This window comes from Thermoanaerobaculia bacterium, assembly GCA_018057705.1.
GTDB lineage: Bacteria > Acidobacteriota > Thermoanaerobaculia > Multivoradales > JAGPDF01 > JAGPDF01.
Map to the genome: position 1 here is coordinate 71,012 of JAGPDF010000001.1, position 12,511 is coordinate 83,522.

Genomic DNA, 12,511 nt, shown 5'->3' on the forward strand with positions numbered 1-12,511 from the left:
CCATGGACCTTCGCGAGCTCTTCGGGCAGCGTCGCAAGGACGGCCGGTACGTCGCCGCCGCCCTCATTCTGGTGCTCGCCGTCCTCACCCTCATCTACTACCTGATCCAGCGCGGACGCGACCTGCCTTCGGTGCTGGTCACGAACAAGGTGCTGCTGTTCGTTCTGGTCTACGCCGACGCGCTGCTCATCCTGGTCATCCTCTTCGTGCTGGCGAGGAACCTCGTGCGGCTCTGGCTCGAGCGCCGCCAGCGCGCCCTCGGCGCGAAGTTCAAGACCAAACTGGTCGCGACCTACGTCGGCCTCTCGCTGGTGCCCGTGCTGCTGCTCTTCTTCTACGCCAGCGAGCTGCTGCAGGGCTCGATCGACCGCTGGTTCTCGAGCTCGCTGCGCACCGTCCTCGAGCAGAGCAGCGCCGTGGCGCAATCGCTGCAGAAGGAGATCGGCGACCGCAACTATCGCGAAGCGCTGCGGGTGGCGCGGCGGCTCTCGGGCCTGAACCTCGAGGAAGCCGAATCACGCGCGGCCCTCCCGGCCAAGCTCGCGCAGTGGCGCGACGAGTCGGGCGTCGCCTTCCTCGGCGTCTACCTCGAGACCGACTTCGTCCACGCCGTGGTCGACCCGGAGTCCGGCCTGAACGACCTGCCGGAGGTGGGGCGCAACTTCCTGCTCGACGCCTCCGGCAGTGGCCGGGCCAACCGGGTGCTGCTGCCGGCCGGCACGCGCGGACGGCTGATCCTCGCCGCCGCCGTGGGTGCCGCTGCCGGCGGCACGCGGCGCCCGATCGTCGTGGCCGGAACCGTTCTCGATCCGGTCTCCTCCGGCCAGAGCGAGGAGCTCATCCAGTCGTATCAGACCTACCGCCAGCTCGAAGTGCAGAAACGCGATTTCGCCGCCAGCTACTGGCTGATGTTCGTGCTCGTGACGCTGCTCATCCTGCTCGCCTCCTCCTGGGCGGGTCTCTTCCTCGCCCGCCGCCTGATGCTGCCCATCCAGGCGCTCGCCGAAGGTACGCGGCGGGTCGCGAGTGGCGATCTCGACCAGCAGATCGAGGTCGCCACGGACGACGAGATGGCCACGGTGGTCGAGTCGTTCAACAGCATGACGCTGGAGCTGCGGCGCAATCGCGAAGAGATCGACCGCAACCACCGCGACCTCCTGGCGGCGAACCGCGGCCTCGCCGAGGAGCGCGCGCTGGTCGGCGCCATCCTCGAGAATCTGGCCGCCGGCGTCATCGCGCTGGGGAGCGACGGCACGGTGCTGTCCGCCAACGCCGCCGCACTCGCCATGCTCGCCCAGAAGGAGGGCGATCTGCTGGGCCGGAGGCTCGCCGAAGCCTGGAGCGACTCCGAGCGCGCGCGCCTCGAAGGCCTGATCGAGACGGCAGAAGGCCACCCCGGCGAGGCCGCCGAGGTGAGCCTCGTCCTCGGCGGCGAGCGCCGTACCTTCGAGGTCAAGGTATCGGATCTGCGCGACGGCACCGGGCGCGACGGCGGCAGAGTCGTCGTGCTCGAGGACCTCTCCGACCTGATCAAGGCGCAGAAGCTCGCCGCCTGGACCGAGGCCGCCCAGCGCATCGCGCACGAGATCAAGAACCCCCTCACACCGATCCGTCTCGCCGCCGAACGCCTGCGCGTCAAGCATCGGGACGGCGATCCCGCGATCGGCGAGCTGCTCGAAGAGAGCGTCGCCATCATCGTGCGCGAGGTGGGCAAGATGCAGTCGCTGGTCGACGAGTTCTCGCGCTACGCCCGCATGCCTGGACCGCAGCTCGCGGATACCGCCATCGACGGCCTGGTCGCCGAGGTGGTGGCGCTCTACCGTGACGTCAAGCCCGGCGTCGCCATCCGCACCGCGGTCGCGCCGGAGATCGGCGAGGTCTGGGTCGATCCGGAGCAGCTGCGGCGAGTGCTCATCAACCTCCTCGACAATGCGCTCGAGGCGACCGACTCGCCCGGCGAGGTCGAGGTCCGCGCCGAGCGCCGCGGCGAGCGTCTGATCCTGGAGGTCGCCGACAGCGGAACCGGCATCCCCGCGGAGGATCGCGACAAGCTCTTCCTGCCCTTCTTCTCGCGCAAGAAGCGCGGCACCGGCATGGGGCTCGCCATCGTGCACCGCATCGTGAGCGACCACAACGGCTCGATCCGAGTCGCCGAGAACCTGCCGCGCGGCTCGGTCTTCACGATCGAGCTGCCGGTTCGCTGAGTCCCCCGGCTCGCCGGAGCGCGCGGCGGACTGACTGTACAATCGGCCGATGCAGGAGACACCGCAGGCGAGGCTCTCAAGGGAGATACAGGAGACGATGCGGTCGGGCGACAAGGTCCGGCTGCAGACGCTCCGGATGCTGCTCACCGAAGTCCAGAGCGCCGGTCTGCGTGGACCCGCCGCCCAGGGCGAGGTCGACGAGGCGGCGTTTCAGGCGCTGGTGCGAAAGGCGATCAAGCAGCGTCGCGAGTCCGCCGAGCAGTTTCGCAGCGGACACCGCCCGGAGCTCGCCGCGAAGGAGGACGTCGAGGCCGGTATCCTCTCCGGCTACCTGCCGCAGCAGGCCACAGAAGTGGAGCTGCGGCTCGCGATCGCGGGAATCGTCAACGAGGTCGGCGCGCAGGGTCTCGCCGGGCCGGCAGCCCTGGGGGCGGTCATGAAGGCGGCTCTGGCGCGCTTCGCGGGCACCGCCGACGGCGCCCTCGTGAATCGCCTCGCCCGCGAGCTGCTTGCCGCACGGTGAGGCGGTGAGCTCCCTTCTCGTCGGCACCGCCGGCCACGTCGATCACGGCAAGACTGCGCTCGTCCGCGCGCTCACCGGCATCGACTGCGACCGTCTCGAAGAAGAGAAGCGACGCGGTATCACCCTCGATCTCGGCTTCGCGCACCTCGCGGGCACCGGATCGGCCGCGACCGCGGCCAGCGAGATCTCCTTCGTCGACGTCCCGGGACACGAACGTTTCCTGCACAACGCCTTGGCCGGACTGGGCGGAGTGCGGCTCCTTCTCCTCGTCGTTGCCGCCGACGAGGGGATCCGACCGCAGACCCGCGAGCACCTGGAGATCGCCGAACTGCTCGAGCTCCCCGGCCTCATCGTCGCGCTGAACAAGGTCGACGCCGTCGATGCCGAGACCGCTGGGCTCGCCGAGCTCGAGATCACCGACCTCCTCGCGGGTACGCGATTCTCCGGAGCGCCGATCTTCCCGGTCTCGGCCCTGACCGGCGAGGGCGTCCCGGCGTTGCGCGCCGCTCTCGAGAAAGCAGCCCGCGAGCTCGCGCCCTCGGCCCGCGACGCCGATCCCGCCCGGCTGCCGATCGACCGCGCCTTCCTGGTCAAGGGGCAGGGCGTCGTGGTGACCGGCACTCTGATCTCCGGAACGGTCGCTCCTGGCGACCTCCTCGAGCTCCTGCCGTCGCGGCTCGCGGCCCGCGTGCGCTCGGTCGAGGTGCACGGCAAACCCAGGCGGGCCGCGGCCGGGGAGCGCACCGCCCTGCAGCTCGCAGGCGTCGAGCTCGCGGCGCTCGCCCGCGGCATGGAGCTCGCGACGCCGGGAGCGCTGCGCTCCACCCGCCGACTGCTCGTGCGTTGGCGGATGCTCGCGAGCTCGCCGGTCGCGCTCGCGAGCCCCCTCGAACCGGTGGCCGTGCGGGTGCATCTCTATGCCACCGAAACCGTGGGTACGGCGCGTCCGCTGACTGACACAGGCCTCGCCCCCGGCGATACGGACCTCGTCGAGATCGCCCTCGCGACGCCGGTCGTGGCGGTGCGCGGCGATCGCATCGTGGTCCGCCGCCCATCGCCGCCCGCGACGATCGGCGGCGGGACGATCCTCGATCCCTGGTGGCGGCGCAAGCGCCGCGGCGATCCCGCGGCTCGGATGCTTGCGCTCGCCGGGGACGAGGCATCGGCGCTCCTCGCCTGGTCCACCGAGTCCGCCGAGCACGGCCTCACCGCCGCCGCGGCAGCGGCGCGCACCGGCAGAAGCGCCGAAGAGACCGGACGCCTGCTCGCCGCGCTCGAAGAGCGGGGCGAGTTGGTGCGCCTCCGGCCGGAGGCGGCGGACGAACGCACGCGCAACACCGAGGCGCGCTATCTGCGGCCCGAGACGCTCGCAGCCGTGCGCCGCGGCGCACGCGAAGCACTGGCTCGGTTCTTCGCCGAACATCCCCTCGAGCTCGGCCTGGCCAAGGCTGCTGCGGCGCGGTTGCTCCTGCCCGGCGCCGCGCGGGCGCTCGCGGACCTCTGGTTCGCGCGTCTCGCAGCGGCCGGCGACATCGACATCTCCGCTGGCGATGTGCGCTTCCCGGGCCGCGCCCTCGAGCCGCCGGCCGAGCTGTCGCCGCTCGCCCGCGCCATCGTCGAGCGCTACGCCGCGGCCGGGCTGACGCCGCCTTCGCCAGGCGAAGTCGCGCGCGCCCTCGACGCCAAACCGCAGATCGTCGAGGGACTCATCCAGCACCTGGTCAAGCGCAAGGAGCTCGTGCGCCTGCCCGGCGGCCTCATTTTCGCGAACGCGACGATCGCGCACCTCGTGGACGAGCTTCGCGCCACCGGCTGGTCCCGCTTCTCCATCGTCGCCTTCAAAGGCCGCTTCGGGCTCTCGCGCAAGTGGACGATTCCGCTGCTCGAGCATCTCGACAATGTCGGCGTGACGGGACGCGTCGGAGAAGAGCGCGAGCTGCGCGCCGCAGCGGACACATCCAAGGCCGTGAAGCCGAACTCATCGCGCTGAAGCGTCTCGGCGATTCGATTTCGTCTCCGCGATTTCGTTCAACGCCGTGGAATTGAACTCATCGCGCTGAAGAACACCTTCGATCCGATCACCCCCCTCTCTCGCTTCCGATCGCATTCGCTTCCTTATACGGCGAGTGTCGAAGCGAGGTTTCCGCGCTCGATCTCGAAGCTGGCATCGATCTCGCGATAGCGCAGTGCAGTCGAACAACCGCGGTGCACGCGGATGTTCGAACGCAACTACGAGGGAGGAAGATCGATGAAGAGATTCAAGAAAGCAGTCGGACTCGCCCTGCTCTTCGCGTTCGTCGCTTCGGGCGTCGCCGTCGCTCAGGGCATTCCCACGGGCCGCCTCTCGGGCCGCGTCTCCGATGCCGAGGGCAACGGCGTGCCGGGAGTGTCGGTCGAAGTCTCCTCGGCGGCGCTCCAGGGCGTACGCACGACGGTGACCGACCTGAACGGCGACTACGTGCTTCCCAGCTTGCCGCCGGGCGAATACACCGCGACCTACACCATGGACGGTTTCGAGACGCAGAGCCGAACGTCCAGGCTCGCCTCTTCGCAGGCGCTGCAGTTGGACATCGACATGTCGCTCGCCGCGGTCACCGAGACGATCGAGGTCACCGGCGAGGCCGTCACCCTCATCTCGAAGGACAACACCAACGCCACGACCATTTCGCAGGACATCCTCGAAGAGCTGCCGGGCGCCCGCACCCAGCTCGCGGCCGTCGCTCTTTCGCCGGGAGCTTCGGCGACCGGTCCCGCCGGCGCGATCACCATTTCCGGCGCACAATCCTGGGAGAACACCTACTCGATCAACGGCGTGAACGTGAACGACAACCTCCGTGGCCAGCCGAACGCGCTCTTCATCGAAGACGCCATCGAAGAGACGACGACCTCGACCTCGGGCATCTCGGCCGAGTACGGGCGCTTCGCGGGCGGCATCATCAATACGGTGACGAAATCGGGCGGCAACGAGTTCCACGGCAGCGTCCGCGACACCCTCACCAATCAGAGCTGGAACAGCAAGAACGAGTTCTCTCCGGAACCCGAGGACAAGGTCCGCGGTGTCTATGAAGAGACCGTGGGCGGCAGGATCATCCGGGACAAGCTGTGGTTCTTCGTCGCTGGTCGGCAGCTCGAGACCGACGCCGTCGCGACCACCAACCTGACGAACATCCCGTACAACGCCACGAACGAGCAGGAGCGCTACGAAGGGAAGCTGACCTTCTCGCCGACGGCGAACCATCGCTTCACCGGCTCCTACATCGACATCTCCCAGGAGCAGCTCACGGGGCACGGTGGCAACCTGAACTACCTGGTCGACCTCTCCGGGCTGCACACGCGGAGTCTTCCGAACACGCTCATGGCGGCCAACTACTCCGGCGTCCTGACTTCGAACTTCTTCGTCGAGGCGCAGTACTCCGAGCGGTCCTTCAACTTCGAGGCCACCGGCGGCGCGGACCCCTCGCTCGCCGGCGGCACGCCGATCTTCGACCCCGCCAACGGCATCATCTACAACGAGCCCATCTTCTGCGACGCGAGCCTCTGCCCGGACGGCGGCGACGAGCGCGCGAGCGAGAACTATCTCGCCAAGGCGAGCTACTTCCTGTCGACCGAGAACACCGGCTCGCACGACATCGTCGCCGGTTTCGACAGCTTCGACGACATCCGCACCAGCAACAACTATCAGTCGCCGAACGACTTCTTCGTCTTCGCCGACCAGTCGATCATCCGCGACAACGTCGTCTACCCGGTGATCGGCAGCCAGGCCGGTGACGACGGCGGCAATTCGTACATCGCCTATTATCCGATTCTCGCCAACAGCCTCGGAACGCATTTCAAGACCAATTCCCTGTTCGTCAACGACCGCTGGCGCCTTTCCGACAACCTGAGCTTCAACGTCGGCTTGCGCTACGACAAGAACGACGGCAAGGACGCCACCGGCAACGAGATCACCAAGGACAGCGCCTTCAGCCCGCGGCTCGGCGCGAACTGGAACCCGGACGGCGGTGGTGTCTGGCTGCTGAACGCCTCCTACGGCCGCTATGTCGCTGGCATCAACAACGGCATCGCCGACTCCGGCTCCTCCGCCGGACAGGCGGCCACCTTCCACTACAGCTACTTCGGACCGGACATCAACGTCGACGTCCTCCCTGGCCAGACGCCGGTGAGCAGCGAGGAGGCCATGCGGCGGGTGTTCGCCTGGTTCGACTCGGTGGGCGGCCTCGACAACACCGCCCTGCTGCAGTTGGTCAACCTTCCTGGCGGCGGCACCGTCGTCGCGGACGGCATCGGCTCGACTTATGCCGACGAGATTTCGATCGGCGGCGTGCGCAGCTTCGGCGCCAAGGGGTCGGTCCGCGCCGACCTGGTCTACCGTGAGTTCGGCAACTTCTACGTCACCCAGAAGGACACTTCGACCGGGAAAGTGCTCGATGCCAACGGCAACCTGGTGGACCTCGGGGTGGTGAAGAACAACGACACCAATCTGGAGCGCGAGTATCTCGGTCTCCAGACCTCCTTCGATCTGCGCGCCACCGATCGCCTCACCATCGGCGGCGGTTACACGCTGTCCCAGGCGCAGGGAAACTTCGAGGGTGAGGCGGCCGGTGTCGGTCCGGTCACTTCGACCCTCGAGAGCTATCCGGAGTACAAAGAGGCGCGATGGTTCGCGCCGACCGGCGACCTGCTCATCGACCAGCGCCACAAGTTGTCGCTGTTCGCGGTCTGGGAGGCGTTCAAAACCGAGCGCCAGCGTCTGGCGATCAGCGGCCGGCAGCTCTACAACTCCGGATTTCCGTACTCGGCGGTCGGTCCGGTCGGTACCCGGGCTTTCGTGACCAATCCCGGCTACGAGACGCCGCCTTCCTCGGTCAACTATTTCTTCTCCGACCGCGGCGCTTTCAAGACGGACGACATCAGCTCGACCGCTCTGGGCTTCAACTACTCGCTCTTCTTCGGCGACTTCGAGATCTTCTCCCAGCTGGACATCCAGAACGTGTTCAACGAGGACGGAGTCATCGGCGTCAACACCGCCGTATTCACCAGCCGCACCGATCCGACGCTGCAGCCGTTCAATCCCTTCACCGACACTCCGGTCGAAGGTGTGCACTGGCGTAAGGGCCCGAACTTCGGCAAGGCGACTTCCGTCAACAACCTGCAGTTGCCGCGTACCTACATCCTGTCGCTGGGCGTGCGCCTCTAGACGCTCGACCGGCAGCATTCTTCCCAGCCCCGGGCGGTCCCCGACCGCCGGGGGCGTTCTTCTTTGAGAGAATCGCCCCGTGCCCGAACGCCGAGTTGCAGCAACGATTCTTCTTCCTGCGGTCTTCACTGTCGCTTTCGGCGCAGCCGGCTGCCGCACGCCGCCGGAAATCGAGATGGCCCCTTCGCCCCCTCGTCCGTCCATCGTGCTGATCTCGATCGACACTCTGAGGTCCGACCGCCTGCCGGCCTGGTCCGGACGCACCGACCTCGCGACGCCGGCAATCGACCGGCTGGTGCGCGACGGGCTGCTGTTCGAGCGCGCCTTCGCCGAGGCCCCACTGACACTGCCATCCCACGCCTCGCTCCTCACCGGGCTCCTGCCGCCGGCACACGGCGTGCGCGACAACATCGGTTTCACCGTCGACGCGGCGCGCACCCCGCTCCTGCAGCAGCGTCTGCGCGACCTGGGATATGCCACTGGCGCCGCGGTCTCGGCGGAGGTCCTGGCGAAGCGCACCGGGATCGCCGCCGGCTTCGATTTCTACGACGCGCCGGCGCCCTTCGCTGCCGCGGCCCCGGGGCGGCCCGGGGCCACCCACATCGCCGAACGGCCCGGCGGCGAGACGGTCGAGGCGGCGCTGCGTTTTCTCGACGGTGTCGGCGCGCGACCGTTCTTCCTCTTTCTGCACCTCTACGAGCCGCATGCTCCGTATCGCCCGCCGGCGGCGATGCTGGCGCGCTACCCCGACCCGTACGACGGCGAGATCGCCGCTGCCGACGATCTCGTCGGTCGGCTTCTCGGGGAGCTCGACCGGCGCGGACTCTACGACCGGGCTCTCGTCGTCCTGCTCTCCGACCACGGCGAAGGACTGGGCGATCACGGCGAGGACGAGCACGGTCTGCTGCTCTACCGCGAGGCGATCCAGGTACCGCTGGTGACCAAGCTCCCGGGCGGGCAACGTGCCGGCGAGCGCGTGCGGCGCAATGTCGGCCTGATCGACGTCGCGCCGACGGTCCTCGCGCTGCTCCAGGTTCCAGATGCCGGCGCGCTGCCGGGCATCTCCCTTCTCGCCACCGGTGTTCCGGTCGCCGACCGGGCGATCTACTCCGAGACGATGTACCCGTTCATCCACTTCGGCTGGAGCGACCAGGCGTCGATCGTGAGCGGCGACCGGCATCTCATCGAGGGTCTGCGCCCGGAGCTCTTCGACCTCGCCGGCGATCCGTCCGAGCGCACCGATCTGGCGAGCGCCGAGCGCCGCCAGCTCTCCGCGATGCGCCGCGCGCTGGCCGCAATCGACCGGACGCTCCTGCCCCCGGCGCCCGCCGATGCCGAAACGATCGCGGCCCTCAGCGCTCTCGGCTATCTCGGGACGACGGCTCCGGCCGGTGCGCACGAAGCCCTCGCCGACCCACGCGACAAGATCGTCGAGATCGCTCCGGTGCTGCGGGGATTGCGGCTCTACAACGAGGGCGACTACCCGGCAGCGATCGCCGTGCTCCGACCAGCGGCCGAGCGCAACGAGGGCGCGGCCCTCGCCTGGCAATACCTCGGCGCCTCGTACGATGCCCTCGGGAGAAAGGACGAGGCCCTGGCCGCCTACCGGCAAGGCATGACCCTCGCGGGCTCGCCGTCGTACCTCGCCGAAACCGCAGCCCTGCGGCTTCTCGAGCTCGGGCGGCCCCAAGCCGCGGCCGATCTCGTCGCGCAGGAGCTCGAGCGCCGTCCGACGGGTTCCGGGAGCGCCCGGCTGCGAGTGCTCGCCTCGCGCTCGCTGCTGCAGCTCGGCCGCATCGACGACGCCGCGCGCCGCGCCGACGAAGCCGTCGAGATCGATGGCGGGCTCGCGGACGCCTACTACCAGCGGGCCGTGGTCGCGCTCGCCCGCCAGAACGGCCTGCAGGCGCTGGACGACCTGGTCGTCGCCATCGGCCTCGACGCCCGCCATCTCCAGGCGCGCAAGGCCCTCGCGATGCTGCGGCACGCGCAGGGAGACGACGCCGAGGCGCGGCGGCTCCTCGCGGAAGTGCTGGCGATCGATCCCGACGACCGCGATGCCCGCGCCGACCTCGACACGCTGGAGAGCGCCGCCGGCCCGGGAGCGCGACCACGTTGACCCGCCGCGCGTGGCGCCTGTCGTCACCCTGGCTCGTGGTGGTCGCCCTCGCCGCGACTGCCTGCGGGGAGGACGAGGTGACGCACGGATCCGGGCAGCGCCAACCGCCGGCCGTGCTGCTGATCACCCTCGACACCACGCGGGCCGACCGTCTCGGCGCCTACGGAAGCTCGAGCGGAGCGACACCCGTCCTCGACGCCCTCGCGGCGCGCAGCGTGGTTTTCGAGCGCGCCTATGCCGTCGCGCCGATGACCCTGCCGGCGCACGCGTCGCTCTTCACCGGGCGGCTGCCGACACGGACGGGGGTGCGCTGGAACGGCGAGCAGCGGCTCCCCGATGCGGCCGCCGATCTGCCGACCCTGGCGGAGCGCCTCCGCGGCGCGGGCTATGCCACCGGGGCCTTCGTCTCGGCCTCGGTTCTCGACCGCGCCTTCGGTCTCGACCGCGGCTTCGAGCGCTACGACGACGAGGTCGGCGAGGCCGTCGCAGGACCGGGCGGCGCCTGGAAAGCCGAGCGCCCGGCACGGGAGACCCTCTCGCGAGCGCTCGCCTGGCTCGCAGAACAGACGTCCGGGCGACCGGTCTTCCTCTGGGTGCACCTCTTCGAGCCGCACGACCCGTATCTGCCGCCGGCGCCGTTCGATTCCCGCTTCGCCGACGACCCCTACAGCGGCGAGATCGCCGCCACGGACGAGGCGCTCGCGCGCCTCCTCGAACACCCCCGATTCCGCCGGGGAGCCGAGGCGATCGTCAGCGTGATCGGCGACCACGGCGAGAGCCTGGGGGAGCACGGCGAGGCGACCCACGGCATCCTGCTCCAAGAAGCGACGCTCCATGTGCCGTGGATCCTCGCGGCGCCCGGGATCCCACCGCGCCGGCTCGGCGGACTGGTGAGTCAGGTGGACGTCGCGCCGACGCTGCTCGCGCTCGCGGGGGCGGCGCCCCTCGCCGCGGCGGGCGCGCTCGACGGCATCGACCTCAGCTCCGGGATGCACGGCGCCGACGACGGTGGCCGCTCGCGGACGCTCTACGCCGAATCGCTCTACGCCAGCGCTCTCTATGGCTGGGCGCCGCTGCGCTCGACCCGGCGCGGCAGCTACAAGTGGGTCGCCGGGGCGCGCGGGGAGCTCTACGACATCGTCGCGGATCCCGGAGAAACCCGCGACCTGCGGGCCACTCAGCCGGCGGAGGCCGGTGCCCTGGAGCGCGCGCTCGCCGAGATCCGCGCCCGGGAGACGCTCGCGGGCGCGGCCGCCGCCCCCCTCCCCATGGACGCCGCCCTCGCGGCGAGCCTGCGCAGCCTCGGCTATCTCTCCGCCGCCGCACCGGGCAGCGAGAGTGCGGCCGCGGAGGATCCGCGCGACCGCATCGCCCTGCACGAGCGCCTGCGGGCGCTCGACGCGCAGTGGCAGAGCGGCGACCTGCGCGGAGCGGAACGGGCGCTCGACGAGCTCTTCGCTGCCGATCCGCGGAATCGCCTGTTGCGTGAAGTCGTCGAAAGGCAGTTGCGCGGCGCCATCGCGCAGCTCGACGGCGGCCACGTTGCGGCCCCGGCGAGCCCCGCGAACCTGGAGACCCTGGAGAACGCAGCGACCGCTGGGGCCCTGCGTGTCCGGCTGGCGCACCTCGTGGCACTCGACGGGCGGCGCGGCGAGGCGCGCAAGCTTCTCGAGGCGGCCGCGCAGCCTTCCGCAGACCGCGAAACGCAAGCCCTCGCGCACCTCAGCCTCGCGACGCTCGCCCTCGGTGAGCGTCGATTCGCGGAGGCCGAGAGCCGGGCGCGGGCGGCCTTGGCGCTCTCGCCGCAGAGCGCCGCGGCGCAGCACACCCTCGCCCTCGCACTGGACGGCCTCGGACGGCTCGGAGAAGCCGAGGCCGCCTATCGCAGCGCGCTGGCGCTCGATCCGGCGCTCTACCCTTGCGAGCTCAACCTCGCGATGCTGCTCGCGGCCCAGCCGGAGCGGCGCGCCGAGGCGGCCGAGCACCTGCGCCGGTTCCTCGCCGGGGCTCCGCCCGACGATCCGCGCGCGCCCGAGGCGCGCGCCGCTCTCGCCCGCCTTTCCCCTGACGGCCGGGGCGGAGGATAATCGGCCCATGAAGAGCGTCGCCATCCTGGGAGCCTCGAAGGACCGCGCCAAGTTCGGCAACAAATCGGTGCGAGCTCACCTCGCCGCCGGCTACGAAGTACTGCCCATCCACCCGAAGGAGGCCGAGATCGAGGGGCTCGCCGCCTACCCCAACCTCGGCGCGCTGCCCCATCCGGTCGAGCGCATCAGCGTCTATCTGCCGCCGCCGGTGGCGCTCGCGCTCCTGCCCGAGATCGCCCGTGCCGGAGCACGCGAGGTCTGGTTCAACCCCGGCGCCGCGGACCCGGCGGTGCTCGCTGAGGCCCGCCGTCTGGGGGTCGCCGCCATCGACGGCTGCAGCATCGTCGACCTCGGCCTGTCGCCATCCGAGTTCCCCTGACC

General features: G+C 70.0%; 7 protein-coding genes. All 7 read left to right on the forward strand.

Annotated elements, in window-relative coordinates; all coding sequences use genetic code 11:
• The first annotated feature begins 2 nt into the window (after nucleotides 1-2).
• The 7 genes from KBI44_00305 to KBI44_00335 all read left to right on the forward strand — a co-directional run bounded on the left by KBI44_00305 (nucleotide 3) and on the right by KBI44_00335 (nucleotide 12,509).
• On the forward strand, nucleotides 3-2,204 hold the full coding sequence (locus KBI44_00305) for a HAMP domain-containing protein (GenBank protein MBP9142895.1): 2,202 nt from the start codon (nucleotides 3-5) through the stop codon (nucleotides 2,202-2,204).
• Between the two features lie 97 nt (nucleotides 2,205-2,301).
• Nucleotides 2,302-2,727 (forward strand): GatB/YqeY domain-containing protein, encoded by a 426-nt coding sequence (locus KBI44_00310; GenBank protein ID MBP9142896.1) that lies wholly within the window; start codon nucleotides 2,302-2,304, stop codon nucleotides 2,725-2,727.
• Between the two features lie 4 nt (nucleotides 2,728-2,731).
• Complete coding sequence (selB, locus tag KBI44_00315; protein MBP9142897.1) at nucleotides 2,732-4,717, forward strand: selenocysteine-specific translation elongation factor; 1,986 nt, start codon at nucleotides 2,732-2,734, stop codon at nucleotides 4,715-4,717.
• Between the two features lie 258 nt (nucleotides 4,718-4,975).
• Nucleotides 4,976-7,924, forward strand: a complete 2,949-nt coding sequence (locus KBI44_00320) for a TonB-dependent receptor (GenBank protein ID MBP9142898.1) — start codon at nucleotides 4,976-4,978, stop codon at nucleotides 7,922-7,924.
• Nucleotides 7,925-8,003: 79 nt separating this feature from the next.
• Nucleotides 8,004-10,043: a sulfatase-like hydrolase/transferase gene (locus KBI44_00325; GenBank protein MBP9142899.1), complete on the forward strand. Its 2,040-nt coding sequence runs from the start codon at nucleotides 8,004-8,006 to the stop codon at nucleotides 10,041-10,043.
• A complete protein-coding gene (locus KBI44_00330) occupies nucleotides 10,040-12,130 on the forward strand; it encodes a sulfatase-like hydrolase/transferase (protein ID MBP9142900.1) in 2,091 nt (696 codons plus the stop codon). Before KBI44_00325 ends, KBI44_00330 begins: the two co-directional genes overlap by 4 nt.
• A 7-nt stretch (nucleotides 12,131-12,137) precedes the next feature.
• Nucleotides 12,138-12,509, forward strand: coding sequence for a CoA-binding protein (locus KBI44_00335; protein ID MBP9142901.1), 372 nt, complete (start codon nucleotides 12,138-12,140; stop codon nucleotides 12,507-12,509).
• Nucleotides 12,510-12,511: the final 2 nt, after the last annotated feature.

Coding starts and splice junctions, on each gene's coding strand:
- KBI44_00310 (MBP9142896.1), top strand. CDS start 2,302: ATGCGGTCGGGCGACAAGGTCCGGCTGCAGACGCTCCGGATGCTGCTC.
- KBI44_00320 (MBP9142898.1), top strand. CDS start 4,976: ATGAAGAGATTCAAGAAAGCAGTCGGACTCGCCCTGCTCTTCGCGTTC.
- KBI44_00335 (MBP9142901.1), top strand. CDS start 12,138: ATGAAGAGCGTCGCCATCCTGGGAGCCTCGAAGGACCGCGCCAAGTTC.
- KBI44_00305 (MBP9142895.1), top strand. CDS start 3: ATGGACCTTCGCGAGCTCTTCGGGCAGCGTCGCAAGGACGGCCGGTAC.